Origin of the sequence: Paenibacillus sp. P46E (assembly GCF_001909095.1) — a bacterium.
Taxonomy (GTDB): domain Bacteria; phylum Bacillota; class Bacilli; order Paenibacillales; family Paenibacillaceae; genus Paenibacillus_AQ; species Paenibacillus_AQ helianthi.
Window position 1 is genome coordinate 17,070 of record NZ_LVYZ01000054.1, and the last position, 17,999, is coordinate 35,068.

A 17,999-nucleotide genomic window follows, 5' to 3' on the forward strand; every position below is an offset into this window, starting at 1 on the left:
CCGGCTGATCAAGGCTTCTTATATGTTTTTCTCCAGTCAAAATAGACCACAAACAACAGATAACAAATAAGCGGTGTAGGAATCCCGGTTAATCCCCATAGGCCCCAGAACCAGGCCATTTTGCCTTTGCCGCGCTTCTGTGCATTCCGAAAGAGCAAGGTACCCTGGAGCAGCAGTGCCACAGCCAGACAACCCCACAACCAATAAGGCACATCCTGCAGTTCATTCACTCTTCTGTGTCCTCCCGCCGAAGCCTGAGCCGTACAACCGCCAAGCAGCCAAGCGCGGCAACCGGAAATGCCGCCTGAAGGATCCAGTACGTTACTGGTGCGAATCCCAAGCTAAACAAGACAACACTCACCAAGAACAGCCCCACTAGTAAAAATCTCTGAAACTCTCTGCGGCTCCGGAATTGCCTGTGAAGAGCTTCATCAGCGATTAGCTGCTCCAGTCCGGGCAAGGATGGTGGCGATATATCATCGTACTGTGCGTCAAGCCGCGCCAGGTCTGACGACAGCATCCGAAGCAATTCTTCATCCTTCTTCTTCATCCTCACTAAGCTCCTTTCGCAGTTGATTTAGCCCCGATGCTACCCGAGATTTGGCAGTGCCGGAAGGGATCTGCAAAATATCAGCAATCTCTTCATACCCATAACCGTAATAATGCTTGAGCAGTACTGCCATGCGCTGAGCGGAGGTCAGGCGTGAGAGCGCATCAAGTACCTCGCTCCACTCCAGATTCCGGCTCTCGAAACGCCAGCGGATGGACCTCACTCCCTCTTCCTGCCGTTTCCACTGCATCTCCAGCTTCCAGCGGCGCTTCCTGTCGATATACAGACGGGTAGCAATGGTAATCAGCCATGAGGAAAAAGAAGAAGCTCCGTTATAGGCAGCAATCTTCTCCATGCAACGGACCATGGTATCCTGGGCAAGCTCTTCCGCAAGTGAAGGGTCCATGGTTGCCTTGATCAGATATTTGTAGAGAAAGGCATAATGATCCCGCAGTAGCACAGCCAGCGCGGAAGCATCGCCTTGCTGCGCTCTGATGATCCTATCGTGCGTCCCGTCGCTCATCTGCTCCTCCATCTGTATCGTTCATTCCTATGTAATACGAATATGTAGAGCGAATCGTTCATTCGCCATCTGAATTATTTTGCAGTTCCCACAATCTCCGCCGCCAGGGTTGAATTGCACCCTTGCCGTGCGGGAAGCTCCAGAAGAGACATTCCTTTTTCTCCTGCGCTACCATAATAGATACTGATACCGGATATTCTTCCCCGCTATGTAATTCCTGTTTAATTTTTTTCATGATCCCGTCCCCTAGCACCCTTTCTCCTTAAAAATAGACAAAAAAAGAACGCAAACCGGGATTATTCCACAGTCTGCGTGCTTCGCGAGGTTAATGTTACATTTAATTAACAATATTGTAGCAACTTTGTATTCTCTTGTCCATCAGTATTTTCTCACTTATTGTCGATTGGGCGCGATGCAGACCATTACATGGGCACATAAGGATTACGGAGCCGCTCAAAACCAATCGTTGTCCGTGGCCCATGGCCGGGAAATACTCTGACTTCCTCATCCAGCCGGTATAATTTCCCCCGGATGGAATCAATAAGATCACGCTCCCTGCCTCCAGGCAAATCGGTACGTCCTACTCCAAGCTTAAAGAGTACGTCACCGGAAAAGAGATCATTTCCACAAAGGAAGCTGACGCTGCCCGGAGAATGCCCAGGCGTATGCATGACACGGAAGGTAAGCCCCAGAAGCGTAAGTACCTGCCCTTCTGCCAGATCATACTCAGCAGGTTCTGTGCTAATGGGTGGTGTGACATCCGGCCACAAGAGGGAGCCGTTCAGCTTGGGACTGCCCAGCCACTCACTCTCCAAAGGATGCAGGTACACTGGACATTTCTTGGCTTTGCGGATCTCATCAAGCCCGGCGATATGATCAAAGTGGGCATGGGTGAGTAGAACAGCCTCAATCTCCATTCCTTCAGCAGCCCGGAGAAGGGCTGCCGGATTTGCACCGGGGTCAATAATAATGCCACGTCCGGGGTCCGCTCCGGTAAGCAAATAAGCATTCGTCTGAAGCGATCCCAAATTATATGAACGAATATTAAGCATCTCTTCTTAGAATCCGGAGATCAGGCTGCGCAGTTCTTTGGCGATTACTGCGTGCGATTCCGTTCCTTCCCCATAGGCTTGGCCCATCGCCTTGCGGACTTCGGCAATTTTGCTCTCGTAGTCAGGAGCCTCGCGGTCAGGATTCTCTTGTTTGAACTCTCTCATCAGCGACTGCACATGCTCTGGACGGGGTCCCCAATGACCCAGCACGTAACCGCCTGTATCGGCAAAAATCACGATCGGCACGGATCTGCCGCCCATTGTTAGATAATCATCCATAACGTCCTGATTTTCTTCCAAAATCAGCACTTCGGTTCGGATGCCTGCTGTTTCCAGAATACGGAACACGACCGGTACATTGCGTACAACATCTCCACACCAATCCGCAGCGAGTATCAGTACCCGAAGGTCATCCCGGTGGTTCAAACTTTCAAAGTACTCCCGGTCGTTTGCATCTTCCCAGGTGAATTTTTCATACCATGATTCGAATACCTGCTGATTCTTCGTCATCCCTCCACGAACTGGCGCGGAGTAAGGCCTTGACCGAATTTAGGGGCTACATTCTGCTTCATACTGCACTACCTTTCTTCTTGGATTTGTACCATTTGAACAGGAAGTATATAACAATGACAGCAATGGCGGCAAGAATCAGCTCGTGGGTATATTTGGCAGCCTCTTCATCAATTGTTTCCCATTTTGCGCCTAGCGTCTTACCTAAAAATACAAAAAGCGCACTCCATGGAATGACCGCAAGCGTAGTCAGCAAAGTGAACTTGGCCAGCGGCATACGCGAGATTCCGGCAGGAACCGATATGGCGTGGCGCACAATCGGAATGAACCGCGCTGTGAAAATAACGCCAGTTCCGTACTTTCGGAACCATTCTTCGGAATGGTCAATATGCTTTTTCTTGATAAAAATGTACTTCCCGTATTTCTCCAGAACGGGTCTGCCGCCATAACGGCCAATCCAGTATACAAATATCTGGGCCACAACTCCGCCTACTGTACCAAAGAGCACCGCGCCAAAATAATTAATCTCTCCTTGCGAGACCAGATAGCCGCCATAGGCCAGTACAATTTCACTTGGGATAACCTCAATCATTAGTCCGATCATAATCCCGAAATACCCAAGACTCTGAATCCATTCAAACAACTGCGAGATCAGATCAGAAATAACATGCAAATGCAGCTCCTCCTCCCGTTTTTTTCGCGGAATTCGCTTTGTGTTTCATAAACTTTTGGCGATTCCACTCTATGTACCCAGCTTCTCCTAGCCTATTCTAGCATATGCGGGCTTACGACTTCTACTTAAGGGAAACTGAAAACCTTTCTGGCAAGTGAAAACGGCTTCGCCGTCCTTTTTAGGGACGGAATCCGTTTCAGCGAGAAATAGAAGGATGATTTATAGCGTGAAACATATAAATCCTTATATTTCAAGAAGAAATCAATGTTGCCGCTCCGGTATGAAAATGCACATTGACATTTCTATCCTGAAAGAAATATTATACATTTAGATAATTATTTAAATATCGAAAGGCCAGGTGAATGATGAACGAATCCTTCAAAGCGCTGGCTGACCCGACCCGGAGACAGATTCTACGGCTGCTTAGGGAAAAGGATCGTACTGCCGGGGAGATCGCCGATTATTTTAACATGTCAAAGCCCAGTATCTCCCATCATCTTAACGCCCTGAAACATGCGGGACTGGTACAGGACGAACGTCAGGGACAATTTATTCTGTATTCACTCGATACGACCGTGCTTGAAGAGGTGCTCGGCTGGTTCCTTGAGTTTACGGGTACGGGAAAAGAGAGTGAAGCGCCAAACCGCACAGAGTCCACACCCAAGCAGGGTAAAGATAAAAACAAGGAGGCTGATTGATGATGAAGGATTTCAAATGGAAATGGCAGGACACGATGATTGTGATTCTGGGTGTTCTCTCACTGGGTTATGCACTGGTCAATTACAGCAAGCTGCCCGATCAGCTCCCTGCCCATTTCAGCATCAGCGGTGAGGTTAACTCGTACTGGAGCAAAGGTTCTATTATCGCCTTGACGGGCTTTATGGGGCTGGTTTTTCCGCTCGCGATGCAGTTCATCCGCAATATTGATCCCAAGAGAGAGAATTACAGTAAATTTCAAAATGCCTACAAAATGATTCGTCTAGTGATCGCAGCTGTGTTCGATGCCATGCTCGTACTGAACGTCTCTTATGGTCTGGATCAAAGCATTCCTGCCGGAAAAATTGCTATGGTCGTTCTGGGCTTGCTGTTTGTTGTAGTAGGCAACTTTATGCCCCAGATCCGGGACAACTATTTCACAGGCATCCGCACAGCCTGGACGCTGGCCAGCCCGGAGGTATGGCGGAAGACACACCGTTTCTCAGGCAGGATGTGGATGATCGGCGGTCTGTTGATGGTGCTCGGAGCATTTTTACCCAAAAGCTTGTCCATGAGTATGATTATTGCAGCACTTGTGATTGTCATCTTACTGCCATTGGCGTATTCATGGCTGATCTCTCCCCGTAACAGGGCTTAAGAACAGGAGATACAACTTCTTAGAATAGAGCAACCCACGCAACGTCCGATGTGCTGCCGTCGCTGAAAAGAAGGAATTTGGCAACGGCATGATTTCATAAGATTAAAACTTTAGTTCCGGCAACTCGTCTGCCAGTTTACAAACGGATTGCCGTCTCCAAATGCCAGGCTTCGGAACGTACTCCCCTCAGCCGTAGGCCTAAGCCTTCGGCTTCTTGCCTATTGCCAAACCGGCGGTCATTGTGCTGAATTCCCTTCCCAATCTCCCGCTCCCCCAACAGATGGTACTGCCGCAGCAGCTCCAGACCAGCTTCCGCACTCAGTCGCGCGCTTATCCAGTCCCCCTCCCGGAGTCTCCGTACACTCATGTCCAGCATTCCTTCTGCCGCTTTTATCCGTTTGACCGCATTAAAGACATCAAGTTGCTGGCTTTTTCGCACCCAGTACAGTGCCGTTCCCGGATGATCCCCTTCCAGTGCCCGTTTTGCCAGTTCCCACTTTATAACAGCATTCTCTGGAGAGTACTTCAGACTCTTCAAAAGCAGGTCACGTCCCTGGTTCACTGGCACCATCCGGGATAAAGCGGCAGCAGTCATGGGATCACGAGGGTTCCACTGCAGGGATTGCTGCAGCAGGGCAATTCTGTCTTTAACCTGCAAGGTGCCCGCCGCCTGCATATATAGTGTTTCCCCTTTCATCGCTTGAAAGGACAGGATGAAGAGTGCCAGCGCCACACTGCACAGCAGTGTGACTGCCGCAGCCCTCCATGGACGAAGCGGCATAGTGAAGACGGGTACAAGCATGCACATGGGAGGTACTGGCGTCAGCTCTGGCGAGGCTGCAACAGATACAGGGTTCGCAGCTACCGGAAAAACATCCGGCGCAGAAGCAGACCTTCCCGGACCGCCAGGAACAGGTGGCGACTTGGCGGATGCGGGGAGCTGTGACGAGGTACATGTGACTGGACCCCTTGCAGGTGATAATGGGAATGTAACTGACCTTGTGGGGCCAACCACCGCAGCAGCCCTTTCCAGCCCGCCGGGAACGGGTGGCGACTTGGCGGATATGGGGAGCTGTGGCGGTTCGCCTGCAGCAGCGCTGTGAAGCTTCTCGGCCCGGGCAAGCGCTGGCAGCAGGAACAGCAGCAGCCACATGAGGCCGTAGCTCCAGTCAAAGTCGACGGCGCTGTGCAGGGCAAGCGCCAGCAGCGACGGCAGCAGCCTTGGCGCTGCTGCTGCCACCAGACATCCTGCTGCGGCCAGCAGCAGCAGGAGAATGGCAAGGCCGGCGCCTCCCAGGTTCAGCAGGAGGTCGAGGTAACCATTGTGCACCTGGCTGCCCACATAGGGGCGGGACTGGGCGGCGAGATACGAGCTCCGCCAAGTCCCGCCCCCGCGTCCCAGCCAGGGCGCCTCTGCCGCGAGCTTCCAGGCATCGCGGTAGAGCAGCCCGCGAGCAGCGACCGTCGATGACGGTCCGGTTATCCGCTCGCGTACCTGCAGGAGGACGGCGCTGCCCGCCGCCGTCCACACCGCCGCCGCCAGAGCCACCCTGGCGGCGCAGCCCCCGCCTGCCGCGACTCGCCGGCGGCGGCACAGCCACGCGCCGCCAAGCAGCGCGGCGCCCCACAGCCCGGCCAGCAGCAGCAGGCCGGGTCCAGGCTCTACCGCCAGCCCGGCACGGGCCAGCTGGCGGTAGAGCAGCGCCGCAGCAGCCATAGGCGCGGCGCCGGCAAGCAGAAGCGGCGCGCAGAGCTGCCGCTTCCAGAGCAGGACCGCGGCGCCGGCGAAGGCCGCGGACAACCACGCGCCGCGCGACTCACTGAGGAGCAGCGCGGCAGCATAGGGAAACAGCGGCAGCATGCCATACATTCCAGTAACTGCGGACTGTTTGATCGCTGATGGCCTGGACTTAGCTGATTCCATCAGGGGAGCAGCGGCAAACAGCCGCTCCAGCAGGAAAACAGCCATTACCGCTCCAAAGGTATTCGGATATTCGAGCAGACCTGCCAGTCTGGCGCCTGTGGCGCTGACTTCAGGCGCTGAAGTATATGCTACCGCATAGGGGAGCTTGAACCCAACACATACTGCAAGCAATGCGCTTAAACTGATGGCTAATCCCATCGCATGCCACATCGCCCCAAGAAGCCGGGCACCCTGCCGGTACCCCGAACAGAAATAAGCCAGTACGGCAAAAGAAGCATAAAATCCCCAACGGAGCAGCTCATCCAGTGTCCCCTGCGCAGATATAGGCCCCCGCAGCCCTGACCATGCATAAAGAACAAGGATCGCCAGCGGACAGCCCAGCAGGGTCAAAGCGGCCTTTTTCACCACAGGGCTCCCGAATTCTTGACCTCTTCCGTCAGTCCTCTTGTGCAATTCAAATACAGCCAGCACCGGGGCGAAAAGAAGCCCGCACAGTGCAAACCACACCGTGAGAAACGGATACATCTCCCCGGTAAAAAACAGCCCTCTCAACAGACAGGCTGCCACCCCCGCAGTAAATACCGCACCTGCACAAATACACACTATATTCCGCTCCGGGCTGTTCTGCCGCTTATTCCACCGCATTCGAATTTCTCCTGTATGAATCAAGTTACCTTCAGTATTTCCAGATTTAATCTAAAACAAAAGATAACGTAAGCTGAATATCCGGATTATTTATAGCGGGGCCATATGAATGTATAAATTCAAAACAGGACGGCTGTTCCCTCCGGGAACCGTCCGTCCTGTCATGGTATTAACTATTCATCCTATTAAAGGGATTAACCCTCCAGGCTGCTTTTTGCCGGCAGCAGATCAGTGCAAGCACGTTCAAGATACGGTTCGGCACCAAGAAAGTCACGGAATGCACTGTATTCGCGCCATTTGGCAGCGTTGTCTCCGCTTGCGCTTTTGACAGCGCGGATGAGGATGTTCTTCGGCGTATGTTCCATATCGATGAACTCCAGCAGTTGTGTCCGGTAACCCATGAGGTCCAGCAGCTTCGCCCGGATCGCGTCGGTAGCTAGGGCGGAGAACCGTTCTTTTAGAATTCCGTGCGTCAGCAGCGGATTCAGCACCTCACTTTCGATCTGGGCAAACAGCTCATGCTGGCAGCAGGGAACTGAAAGGATCACCGATGCGCCCCAGCGGACGGCTTTTTCCAGTGCAGCATCAGTAGCCGTATCGCAGGCATGAAGTGTTACGACCATATCGACCTGATCCAGCTCGTTATAGTCCGCGATATCACCAACCAGGAAGCGCAGCTTGTCGTAGCCGAGCCTGGACGCAAGCGCACTGCAATGCTCAATGACATCGGCTTTGAGATCGAGTCCGACAATGTTCAGCTCCCGCTGTTCGCGGATGGCCAGATAATGATACAGGGCAAAGGTCAAATAGGATTTGCCGCAGCCAAAATCAACAATGGTCAATGGACGGCCAGCAGGCAGATCGTTAAGCACATCCTCCACCATCTCCAGGAACCTGTTGATCTGGCGGAACTTGTCGTATTTCTTAGCCAGCACCTTTCCATCACTATTCATAATGCCCAGCTCCACCAGAAACGGCACAGGCTCTCCTTCATCCAGCACATACCGCTTGCGGCGGTTATGGGCCAAGTCCGGAGCCTCCTGTTTGCTCGGAGATTTGGTCAGAATCGAAACCTTGTACTTTTTGCTGATCAGCACTTGATAATCTGCCTCAATGGTACAGAGCAGCCCTTGGCGAAACGTCTCTCTCAGCAGCGACATCAGTTCCTCCGCTGCGGCCTCAGCCGGAATATTGCGGTGTTCAACCTTGGGACCGGTATAATAGGCAAACTGATAATTCAGCTTGCCCTTTAATTCCACAGGCTTCACCTGAACCTTGGTATACAGGGTCTCTCCTTTGCTGCGCAGCTGGCTAAGAGTTGCCGTAATCAGAGTACGGCCGCTTATGACTTGTTCAATCAATGCATTCAAAGATTCCACAGGGTACATCTCACTTTCGTCACGCAAAAATAAATTATAGGGTTATACATTTAGGTCATAGTTATTCATAACATGGGAGACGATTGTTCTCTTGAATTTTCTTAATGTAGTATAGCATTTTTTCAGTGAACCTGTAGCCGTCTCTCCCATTCCTCCCTGCCTTCTCTAACCTCTTGTGACGGAAGACCGCCGAGTTCCAGTTCCTCCGGGCTTTTCAGCAGAAGACGGTCATACAGCTCTTTACCTTCCCGGGCAACATTCTCCCCTTGCTCCCATAGTCTGTAGAGGCTGTCCTCTGCTTTGGCATACCGTCCGATCGATTCCATGTAGGTGAGCAGCAGCCGTTCTGTTTTTGCCGGAAGCCTATACGCCTGCGTTTCTATTAACAGCTCATCAATATCAGCCGGCATCTGCAGCAATTCACGTTCTGCACCATGAAGATCCGCGTACAAAAAAAGATGCAGCGACCTCATCGCTCTGAACAAAGCCGCATCTTGATTTCCAGCCGCAGCATAGATTTCTCCTTCTTCTTTAAGCAGCCGCGCCACACCCTGAAGCTTATCGGATTCCACAACGCCTCCAAGCAAATACATATCGATAATATCCTCTACGGACAATGAATTCAGCAGCCGGGAATTCAGGCGGAAATGCCGGATCAGCAGCTCATCGACCTCCCACAAAGCCTCAGTTGTCTTTTTCTCCTGCTTAAGCGTCATTACCTTGGCAACCATTGCCGTCATGTCCTCAATCATCCGCACGATGTAGTCTCTTCGGAACATAGGGCACACTCCCTCCATAGCTGCAGCGCATAGACTGCTATGCTTCTCTTAACGGACACCCCTTACAGCTGGGCTGCCCTTTGAATTCATCTTAAACCATTACACATCTATGCGCTACTTAACTAGCCTATGGCTGAAGAGATCAGGAGTAGTGTTCCAATAATAAAGGCAGCACCCGCCTAGTCTGGCGGGTGCTGCCTCTATAGGTTTACTATATGCTTAGCAAACGATCTTGCGGTTTGTTCCAATCTCTAGTTATGTGCGCACAGCCGCATGCATGTAATCATTAATGATTTCCGACAAGCGTCCGGGAGCTTCATACATGCTCATATGTCCTACTCCTGGAAGGGTCGCCTGGGTTACATTCGGTTTGTCCGAAGTAAACGTCCGCTCTGGAGATACCTTGCTGTCTTCTGCCCCGGCTACCAGCAGCACCGGCAGCATCGTAGCTGAGATGACATCGCGGCGGTCAGGACGCTCACGCATCGCCATCGCTGCACCCACTGCCCCTTGCGGAGGTGTTCTGTAACCGATCTCCTTCGTGCGCTCAAGCAGTTGAGGAGTGGCACCCGGTGCAAAAAGACCTGGTACCAGACCATCCACAAAAGCAAAGATTCCTTCATTCTGAATCGTGCTTACACTTTTTAGACGGTTCTCTTTGGCTTCTTCACTGTCTGGGTAGCCACTAGAGTGTATCAGCCCGAACCCTTTTAGACGGGATGCGTGACGCTGCGCAAAGGATAGAGTGATATATCCGCCCAGTGAATGCCCCAGCAGGTAGCACTCCGGGATCTCCAGCGCATTAAGCAGTGACAGTACATCATCAGCCATCTGATCCACAGTATACGCCCCGAGCGGGGCGTCCGAGGCCCCATGGCCCCGCAGGTCCGGAGCGATCACCCGATAATTACTGCTCAGAGACGGAATTACCTGCTCCCAATAAGCGGAGCTTCCACAGAAACCGTGCAGCAGCACAATAACGTCACCTTTGCCCTGATCACTGTAACAAATATTGCTTCCCTCACAACGAATGTTTTCCATGTCAGCTTCCCTCTTTCTATGTAATAGCCAAACACGGCTCGCGGACAGCTATACGATCCGAGGCTTGAGACGGTTTGCTTGTCTTAATTATTAAGCCATTTCTTCACTTTTGAAACGCTTTCCGGGTATCCATTCCGAATCCGGCCGCTGCAGCCAGGGCAATTTGCCCGGCCATACCCATCACTCGGTTCAGGGGAGTACTCTGCAGTGTCCGGTAAGGACGTGGTCCGTTCACGTCTACAATAGCAGCCAAGCTGTAATGCCCCACCGCCGGAAGCATCAGTCCCACCGATTGTGCCGGACGCAGCGGCTCAGCAGCCGTCAGGAAATAGCCAAGTGATGCCGGGGGACCGAGACATGCGTCAATAGCAATAATAACCTGCCCCACAGGAATCTCTGCTATCCGTGCCTCCAGATTATCCGCGTCACAAGGTGACGGCAGCGTGCCGCTTACATGCGGAAATCCATGCTCCATAAGCCGGCTTCCGGTCAGCGGTCCAAGCGCATCCCCAGTGGACCTGTCCGTACCTATGCACAAAAATGTGATCTGCTCCAGCGGATGCCGGAACGCGATCTCCCGGAAGAAGGAAGTCAGCCCGGAAGCATCCACTTTTTTGCGTTTTCTGCTCTCCTGCTCCCTGATTGCCAATTTCCCCTGCCCCTTTCTACATGTAAGGTGGTGTGTAGTTCACTTTAACATGATATCCATGGAATGGACAAAAAAATGGTGTTTGGGCCCCGAAGCATGATAGAATATTTGAATTAACATGCAGAGAGGACTGTTAACCCCAATGGATCTATCCCAGCCTACCCAGGAAAATGTTGAATATATGATTGAGGGCATTAAAAGCAAGCTAAAAATGGCAAGTGCTGCAGCCATGCAGGCTTCAGCCTTCTCGGTAAAAAATTATGAGGATATTCTTGATATTTACGAAGTGGCTATGGGCAGTGACAGACTAAGCATTTCCCAGGTCGAAGCGCTGGTTTCCGAACTCGGACGCCTGCGGGCGAAATAAAAATGTGATACAAGTAGAACAAGAGTCCCATGCCTTACGGCCATCAGCAGATGGACACTAAGGCATGGGACTCTCTTTGTCTTGCTGAACGTCTAAGGAAGGTCGATCAGCAGGAACTCCGCGCTCATGTCACTGCCCGTTCCTTTCAAATTCAGATCGCAGCTCTTGCGGATACGGGCTGCATCGCCTGGCTGAAGGTGAAACGTTCCGTCCGGGCAAGAGATCTCCAAATTGCCGGAAATAAGGTAGATATGCGTCCGCCTCTCTTCACGTTGAAGGTACTTCAGCTCCCGGTTCGTTTCCAGAGAAGACAGATAGATCGTTACATCCTCATGGATCTCAAGCGCACCCTCTTCCCCCTTTCCTGAAGCTACAGGCAGAAGGGTATTGGTCTTATGCTCAACCGGATAGAACTTCGCGTCCCATTTGGGCTGACGGCCCGGCTGATCCGGGAGCAGCCAAATTTGCAGAAAACGCGTATTGTCAGTGTCCGATGGATTAGTCTCGGAATGATTAATGCCCGTACCTGCGCTCATGATCTGAATGCTGCCGCCCTGAAGCTCGGCATGATTGCCCTGATCATCCTGATGCTTCAGCACTCCGGAAACAACATAAGTGATAATCTCCAGGTCATGATGCGGATGCTCATGCATGCCTTGCCCCGGTCTAAGCTCGTTGTCGTTATGGGCCAGCAGTGCCCCAAAGTGCGCATTGCTTGGATCATCGTAATCGGCAAAAGAAAAGCTGAATTCACTGTGTATCCATTCTTTATTCGAAGTATGGCGCTCTGCTGAAGTAATGACTTTGATCATAATTGCGTGCACCTCCAATGATGTATGAATTCTATCCTCAAATACAAGGGCGCTGTAATTATGTATTCCTTACCCTCTTCCTTTCTTTGTCAATCAAGGAAGCCAGAATGGTTTGTTTTGCTTTTAAAGTTTCGGCAGTTTGTAAAGTCGCAAAATCCCCCGTTTTTATCACAATATGTCTCTTAACATCACAAATGCTAAAGTATGCTCCAGGAATCTTTTCCATCCTTCTTTGCTGTTTCAGGCCATACGCCCAAGTTTATATACGAAGTAAGAACGTTCAGGCCACCCTGAAATCCGGTACCGGCGGCAAAGGTAACTATCTACACTATATGCACTACTCCCTGCCTCCAGGAACTGGAATACAATAATCGAATGAGGAGTGATTGGTTATGAATAAAGCAGAGACAGAATATCCGGTAGAGAGCGGAAACACATTTTTCAAAGGTATTTTCATCGGAAGTTTGATTGGAGCTGCCGCTGCATTGCTGTTCGCTCCCAAGCCAGGCCGTGAAATGCGCAGTGACTTGTCTGAGAAATTCTCGACTGCTACGGACAAAACCAAAGAAGTTGCAGGTGTCGTAACGGATAAAACCAAAACGATTGCTGCTACTGCCCTAGAAAAGACTACTGATCTTGCCAGCACGGTATCCGCCAAAGCTTCTGATATTTTCACTACAGTCAATGACAGCAAACATCAAATTGCCGCCACGTTATCTGAAACTGGTAAAAAAATCGGCGAAACGGTAGGAAGCGCATCTACTGATATCGTTTCTGATGTCAAAGACGCTTCAAAGGACGTTGCCGAGGAAGCCTCCGCTTCTTCCAAGGATATATCGGATACAGCACAGGAAGCTAAAGAAGAAGTTAAGGCTTCTTATAAATCTTCTTACTAAAAGCGGTGATTCACGGCTTGATCTAAATCCGGAAACAGCCAGCTCACTTGCAGCTGGCTGTTGTTATGTAATATTTGTTTATTTATCAAAGTCCGGTTACGGGCTATAGAAAGCAGGTAACCCTTATGGGAGATGCGGGGAACAACACGAAAACCTACGATGTAGAGGAGCATCCCTTCGAGCTGAGGCATGAAGTGAAGCGGCTAAACGCCAGGCTTGACAAAATTGCCGATTCGCTGGAAAAATCGGAATTTAAGGATATCCTTGAAAACTATACGGACCCTAAAAAACGGATTATCACCAATCTCATGGCAGGCATATCCCGTGGTCTGGGACTCTCCCTTGGCACCTTTGTTATTCTGGGCTTACTGGGCTATATTCTCAGTCTGTTCCTGAATGTGCCGGTCATCGGAGAATATCTCGGAGAGATCAAGAAGTACATCGATGCCAACAGCTGATTCGGTCAGGTACTGATATAATATACAAAATGGACATGCCCTCCCCGCACGGGAATCAGGCATGTCCATTTTGTTATAACCCTAATTTATATTAATAGGATGAATTCGCCATAATCTGCTTCAGCTTTTCTGTAGCCCGTTTCTGAATCCGTGATACGCTCATTTGCGACACTCCAAGCTTCTGGGCGATGGCACGTTGGGATTGCCCGTCCTGGAAAGCCAGCAGCAACACCTGCTGTTCCTGTTCCTTAAGCTGCCCGAGGGCCTGCTGCAAATCCATGCGTTTCTCTACGGTCTCATAATCATTGGCTTCAGAGCTGATAAGCTCACCAAGTGTAGCTCCTGTCTCCTCTTGGGATAGAGGCGAATCCAGGGATACGTAATGGTAGCACTCTCGACCGGCCAGTACTTCCACAGTTTCTTCTACGGTAAGATCAAGATAATGAGCAATTTCCTCTACGGCAGGAGAACGTTCCAATCTGATGGTTAGCTCATCAATGGCCTGCTGGACAAGGGCACCTTTTTCTTTGATCCTTCTAGGGACCTGTATGTACCAGGATTTATCGCGCAGATAATTTTTCATGTGCCCGATCATGCTTTTCATGGCATACGGTTCAAAAGGAATTCCCAGACTGATGTCATATTGCTGCAGCAGCCTAATCAGCGCCATTTGTCCTACCTGATACAAGTCTTCGTACAGATCTGGACGGTTGCGGGCAATTTTACCGGCAGCCATCTTCACCATAGGTTCATATTTTCGGATCAAAACCGTTGCAATTTCATTATCTTTGGTCTGCTGGTATTCCCAGATCAGACTTACCGCTTCGTTCATGGACTCGGGGGGAGTCACTTTTTCGTTCATACTTTCTCCTCGCTGAAATTAAGCCGCTTGGTCAGGGTGACAACTGTCCCTCTCCCTGCTTCGCTCACTACGCTAACGTCATCCATGAGCGCTTGCATTAAATAAAAACCCAGCCCGCCTACCTGAACATCATTCAGCTCTTTATCATGCAGCGTCATGCGTTCCTCGGACTCTTCCAATCCGTCAAAGCTCTCCCCCTCATCTTTGACGGTGATGGACAAGGCTCGTGTTCCAACTTCAAAGATCACATCAACCATCCCGTCTTCCTGCCCGTAAGCGTAAAGAACCGAGTTGTTGCATGCTTCTGATACTGCTACTTTCATATCCTCAATGTCTTCATAAGTAAAACCCATCTTGGAGGCAATGCCATATAAATTCAGTCTGACGATATCGACATATTCTGCACTTGCGGGTAACTGAAGTATTACTTTTTGCACGTCATCACTCATCCTTAGTTCGATCCTTTCCTAGTGGGAATTCTCTTGGGGGGCAAAAAACTTGGAGATTCCTGTCATATCAAATAGCTTCTGTATTTGCGGCGGAACTTCCTCAACTGAAAACTTAACGTCCATTCCATGTCTTGCTTTGAGAATCGAGAGCAGAATGCCAATGCCGGTGCTGTCAATATATCTCAATTCCTTCAAATTAATCACAAGGTCAAGCCCAGTATCCCCTACCAGTGGTTCCATCACCAGACGAAAATCGGGAGCTACCGATAAATCGAGCTCGCCAACTAAGTACACCGTGCATACATTGCCTTCAGTTTCAGTTCTTGCGTGGAACTTTTCGCTTTTATTTGTATTCATAGACAATCTCTCCTGATAAATGTTTTCTTTACCAATAACCCTAAAGCAATACGGTTGAAACAAAAAACGCGACATTCACACAATGGTACTTTATGGATTATGCCTTAAAAAGTGAGATATTCCGTTTCTCAGCCTGATTGTCACTGGAGGCATAACGTAAAATAATCTGTTTCAGACTGCTCATTTTCAGCGGCTTGCTGATGTACCCATCCATTCCAGCAGCAGAACAGCGGTTCTGAACCCCCTCCATCACATTCGCGGTCATCGCAATAATGACGGCATGGGTGGCATTATGTCCAGAGCCCTGCCGGATTCTGGAGGTGGCCGTCAATCCATCCATAACAGGCATCTGCAGGTCCATAAATATGAAATCATAATCCTCGCGGAGAGACAATTCCACCGCCTGATGCCCATCCTGGGCAACTGTGGAGTCGTAGCCCAGCTTGTCCAACATACTTACCATCAGACGCTGATTGATTGGATGATCATCCACTACAAGGATTTTTTTCCGCCAATGCTGACCGGTTTCTACAACAGTATGGTCCTCTTCCTGAAAGGTTCTTCCAAGTTCATCATCAGGCACTGTAGTCTTAATTGTAAAAACAAAGGTCGCCCCTTTTTCCTCCATGGACTCCACACGGATTTCGCCGCCCATCATTCCAACCAGGGATTTACAGATAGCCAGTCCCAGGCCTGTGCCGCCGTATTTGCGCGTCATAGAGGAATCGAGCTGAGAAAACGGCTGAAACAGCCGGTCACATTTTTCCGGAGAAATCCCAATGCCTGTATCCTTAATGGTGAATTCTACGGTCATCTTATTATCTTCCGAAGACACACTCGAGGCTACAAGGTAAACACCGCCTTGATTGGTAAATTTAACGGCATTCGCGACTAAATTGATTAATACCTGACGCAAACGGGCCATATCCCCGTAAATCAGCCTAGGCAGCTTTTGGTCAATAAAATAGGCCAGTTCGAGATTTTTTTTGCCAGCTTCCGCAGAAAATAAACTAAATACCTCCTGGATGGTGGTCTGCAACTCAAATAACTGTTCTTCCATTTCCATTTTACCTGATTCCATCTTGGTGAAATCAAGAATATCGTTAATGACGGTAATGAGTGTATCGGCACTTTTGCGGATGATCTCCGTATACTCTTTCTGGTCTGGAGCAAGCTCCGTCTCCATGAGCAGATCAATCATGCCTACCACACCGTTCATCGGCGTGCGGATCTCATGGCTCATCATCGCCAGGAATTCCGTCTTGGCTTTGGCGGCAATCTCCGCCTCTTCCTTGGCTTTGGTCAGTTCTCCGTTAATTCTCTCCAGCTCTTGTGTCTTTTGCTGCAGCAGCATGGTCTGCATCTGATGCTTTTTGGTCGTAAGGTACATATCGACGAAGCCTTCGATTTTGGATTTCAGAATTTGGGGGATGAAGGGCTTGACCATATAATCAATCGCACCAGCCGAATATCCCGCAAACAGATGCTCCGCCTCTTTGCTGTTGGCTGAGATAAAAATAATAGGAATATCCTTTGTCTTCTCTCTGGCTTTGATCAATTTGGCAGTTTCAATTCCATCCATACCCGGCATCTGTACGTCCAGTACAATCACTGCAAATTCATATCTTAATAAACACCGCAGTGCTTCTTCACCGGAATTCGCTTTGACAAGCTTATAATGCTGGCTTTCAAGCACTGCTTCCAGCGCCAGCAGATTCTCAGGACGGTCATCGACAAGCAGTATATGAATCGGTTCTTGAACCCCCATTGGCCCCTCCTCACCCGCTATTTGTTCTTACGGTATATTTTTTCCACTCTGTCCAGGGGCTCATAACTGTCGCTGAACCTGGTAAAATGTATAGACTCTTTGGAACCCAGTACCAGGACTCCGAAACGGCTTAAGCTTTCATGGAACAAGCCATGCACATGATCCCTGAGCTCGTCGTTGAAATAGATCATGACATTCCGGCAGAATATTACATTGAACTCATTAAAAGAGGTATCTGTAGCCAGATTATGCTCTGCAAAAATAATGTTTTTGCGCAAATAAGGCTGCAGAATCACAGAATTATATTTCGCTGTATAATATTCGGAGAATGCGCGGGTTCCCCCCGCTTCCATGTAATTCTTGGTATACTGCTTCATCTTACTGATCTCGTATACCCCTTCTTTGGCCTGCTGCAGGGAGCGTGCGTTCATATCCGTGGCATAAATGCGCGCCTTGTCGTACAGTCCTTCCTCATGCAGGAGGATGGCCATGGAATACACTTCTTCTCCGGTGGAGCACCCGGCATGCCAGATCCGAATATAGGGATAGGTCCGAAGCAGCGGGATTACCTTTTGACGGAAGGTCAGGAAGAGGCCGGGATCCCGAAACATTTCCGTTACCGGAATGGACAAGCTGTATACAAACCGTTCAAAACAGTCCCGGTTATGCAGCACCTTCTCCTGCAGGGCGGAAATGCTGGCTACGTTCTCCGCATGCACATGATGCCAGATCCGCCGCTTCAGGGAAGGCAGCGCATAATTCCTGAAATCATATCCGTAAAGGCGGTGTACACCGCTGAGAAGCAGTTCAATTTCAATCTGCTCAAGCTCCTGTTTGATCCCGGTCTGGGCAGATTGCTCTTCATACCCGCGTTCCATAGCTGTCATTATTATCAAGGCTCCCTTGCACCTAACATATCTCCGGATGGGTTGTAAATTAGTACTGTAATCC

The 17,999-nt window shown here is 50.1% G+C and carries 22 protein-coding genes and 1 pseudogene; 5 read left to right on the forward strand and 18 right to left on the reverse strand.

Annotated features, from left to right (window positions below; all coding sequences use genetic code 11):
* Window positions 1–8 precede the first annotated feature (8 nt).
* The 7 genes and pseudogenes from A3849_RS20330 to uptA all read right to left on the reverse strand — a co-directional run bounded on the left by A3849_RS20330 (window position 9) and on the right by uptA (window position 3,308).
* Window positions 9–230: a hypothetical protein gene (locus A3849_RS20330; protein WP_074113060.1), complete on the reverse strand. Its 222-nt coding sequence runs from the start codon at window positions 228–230 to the stop codon at window positions 9–11.
* The gene (locus tag A3849_RS20335; RefSeq protein WP_074113061.1) at window positions 227–550 is read right to left on the reverse strand and encodes a YxlC family protein; all 324 of its coding nucleotides are present in this window, start codon (window positions 548–550) and stop codon (window positions 227–229) included. Before A3849_RS20335 ends, A3849_RS20330 begins: the two co-directional genes overlap by 4 nt.
* On the reverse strand, window positions 534–1,073 hold the full coding sequence (sigY, locus tag A3849_RS20340) for an RNA polymerase sigma factor SigY (RefSeq protein WP_083613605.1): 540 nt from the start codon (window positions 1,071–1,073) through the stop codon (window positions 534–536). The genes A3849_RS20335 and sigY overlap by 17 nt, the downstream gene beginning before the upstream one ends.
* Before the next feature lie 58 nt (window positions 1,074–1,131).
* Window positions 1,132–1,308, reverse strand: a complete 177-nt coding sequence (locus A3849_RS33015; protein ID WP_178382756.1) for a hypothetical protein — start codon at window positions 1,306–1,308, stop codon at window positions 1,132–1,134.
* A 187-nt stretch (window positions 1,309–1,495) separates the two neighbouring features.
* Window positions 1,496–2,125, reverse strand: coding sequence for an MBL fold metallo-hydrolase (locus A3849_RS20345; RefSeq protein ID WP_074113063.1), 630 nt, complete (start codon window positions 2,123–2,125; stop codon window positions 1,496–1,498).
* A gap of 6 nt (window positions 2,126–2,131) precedes the next feature.
* Window positions 2,132–2,697 (reverse strand): annotated as a pseudogene (locus A3849_RS20350) (thioredoxin family protein).
* Window positions 2,694–3,308, reverse strand: a complete 615-nt coding sequence (gene uptA, locus A3849_RS20355; RefSeq protein WP_074113064.1) for an undecaprenyl phosphate transporter UptA — start codon at window positions 3,306–3,308, stop codon at window positions 2,694–2,696. The pseudogene A3849_RS20350 and the gene uptA overlap by 4 nt, the downstream one beginning before the upstream one ends.
* Before the next feature lie 365 nt (window positions 3,309–3,673).
* Here uptA and A3849_RS20360 point away from each other — a divergent pair, with 365 nt between their 5' ends.
* Both A3849_RS20360 and A3849_RS20365 read left to right on the forward strand, forming a co-directional pair.
* A complete protein-coding gene (locus tag A3849_RS20360) occupies window positions 3,674–4,006 on the forward strand; it encodes an autorepressor SdpR family transcription factor (protein WP_256700832.1) in 333 nt (110 codons plus the stop codon).
* A complete protein-coding gene (locus A3849_RS20365) occupies window positions 4,006–4,662 on the forward strand; it encodes an SdpI family protein (RefSeq protein WP_074113065.1) in 657 nt (218 codons plus the stop codon). The genes A3849_RS20360 and A3849_RS20365 overlap by 1 nt, the downstream gene beginning before the upstream one ends.
* A 136-nt stretch (window positions 4,663–4,798) precedes the next feature.
* On the opposite strand, the gene A3849_RS20370 is transcribed toward A3849_RS20365, so the two are convergent.
* The 5 genes from A3849_RS20370 to yyaC form a co-directional block, all read right to left on the reverse strand.
* Entirely contained in the window at window positions 4,799–7,231 is a 2,433-nt protein-coding gene (locus A3849_RS20370) for an O-antigen ligase family protein (protein WP_074113066.1), read from the reverse strand.
* A gap of 194 nt (window positions 7,232–7,425) precedes the next feature.
* Window positions 7,426–8,619, reverse strand: coding sequence for a class I SAM-dependent methyltransferase (locus A3849_RS20375; protein ID WP_074113067.1), 1,194 nt, complete (start codon window positions 8,617–8,619; stop codon window positions 7,426–7,428).
* Between the two features lie 113 nt (window positions 8,620–8,732).
* Window positions 8,733–9,389, reverse strand: a complete 657-nt coding sequence (locus A3849_RS20380) for a DUF6483 family protein (protein ID WP_074113068.1) — start codon at window positions 9,387–9,389, stop codon at window positions 8,733–8,735.
* A 255-nt stretch (window positions 9,390–9,644) separates the two neighbouring features.
* A complete protein-coding gene (locus A3849_RS20385) occupies window positions 9,645–10,430 on the reverse strand; it encodes an alpha/beta fold hydrolase (protein WP_074113069.1) in 786 nt (261 codons plus the stop codon).
* Between the two features lie 103 nt (window positions 10,431–10,533).
* The gene (yyaC, locus tag A3849_RS20390; protein ID WP_074113070.1) at window positions 10,534–11,079 is read right to left on the reverse strand and encodes a spore protease YyaC; all 546 of its coding nucleotides are present in this window, start codon (window positions 11,077–11,079) and stop codon (window positions 10,534–10,536) included.
* Window positions 11,080–11,221: 142 nt separating this feature from the next.
* Between yyaC and A3849_RS20395 the strand changes: the two genes are divergently transcribed.
* Window positions 11,222–11,446: a DUF1128 family protein gene (locus tag A3849_RS20395; protein ID WP_074084975.1), complete on the forward strand. Its 225-nt coding sequence runs from the start codon at window positions 11,222–11,224 to the stop codon at window positions 11,444–11,446.
* A 92-nt stretch (window positions 11,447–11,538) separates the two neighbouring features.
* Here the strand turns inward: A3849_RS20395 and A3849_RS20400 are convergent, their stop codons facing one another.
* Window positions 11,539–12,258 carry a pirin family protein gene (locus A3849_RS20400; RefSeq protein WP_074113071.1) on the reverse strand — a complete coding sequence of 240 codons (720 nt, stop codon included), beginning with the start codon at window positions 12,256–12,258 and terminating at the stop codon, window positions 11,539–11,541.
* 392 nt (window positions 12,259–12,650) lie between these two features.
* On the opposite strand from A3849_RS20400, the gene A3849_RS20405 reads away from it, so the two are divergent.
* Entirely contained in the window at window positions 12,651–13,154 is a 504-nt protein-coding gene (locus A3849_RS20405; RefSeq protein ID WP_074113072.1) for a YtxH domain-containing protein, read from the forward strand.
* A 125-nt stretch (window positions 13,155–13,279) separates the two neighbouring features.
* The gene (locus A3849_RS20410) at window positions 13,280–13,612 is read left to right on the forward strand and encodes a DUF5665 domain-containing protein (RefSeq protein ID WP_074084978.1); all 333 of its coding nucleotides are present in this window, start codon (window positions 13,280–13,282) and stop codon (window positions 13,610–13,612) included.
* A gap of 91 nt (window positions 13,613–13,703) precedes the next feature.
* On the opposite strand, the gene A3849_RS20415 is transcribed toward A3849_RS20410, so the two are convergent.
* From A3849_RS20415 to A3849_RS20435, 5 genes are all read right to left on the reverse strand, one after another.
* On the reverse strand, window positions 13,704–14,474 hold the full coding sequence (locus A3849_RS20415) for a sigma-70 family RNA polymerase sigma factor (protein ID WP_074113073.1): 771 nt from the start codon (window positions 14,472–14,474) through the stop codon (window positions 13,704–13,706).
* Window positions 14,471–14,923, reverse strand: coding sequence for an anti-sigma B factor RsbW (gene rsbW, locus A3849_RS20420; RefSeq protein WP_074113074.1), 453 nt, complete (start codon window positions 14,921–14,923; stop codon window positions 14,471–14,473). Before rsbW ends, A3849_RS20415 begins: the two co-directional genes overlap by 4 nt.
* Window positions 14,924–14,941: 18 nt before the next feature.
* A complete protein-coding gene (locus tag A3849_RS20425) occupies window positions 14,942–15,280 on the reverse strand; it encodes an STAS domain-containing protein (protein WP_074084981.1) in 339 nt (112 codons plus the stop codon).
* Window positions 15,281–15,377: 97 nt separating this feature from the next.
* Window positions 15,378–17,048: a response regulator gene (locus tag A3849_RS20430; RefSeq protein ID WP_074113075.1), complete on the reverse strand. Its 1,671-nt coding sequence runs from the start codon at window positions 17,046–17,048 to the stop codon at window positions 15,378–15,380.
* A 17-nt stretch (window positions 17,049–17,065) separates the two neighbouring features.
* Complete coding sequence (locus A3849_RS20435; RefSeq protein WP_074113076.1) at window positions 17,066–17,935, reverse strand: CheR family methyltransferase; 870 nt, start codon at window positions 17,933–17,935, stop codon at window positions 17,066–17,068.
* Between the last annotated feature and the right edge of the window lie 64 nt (window positions 17,936–17,999).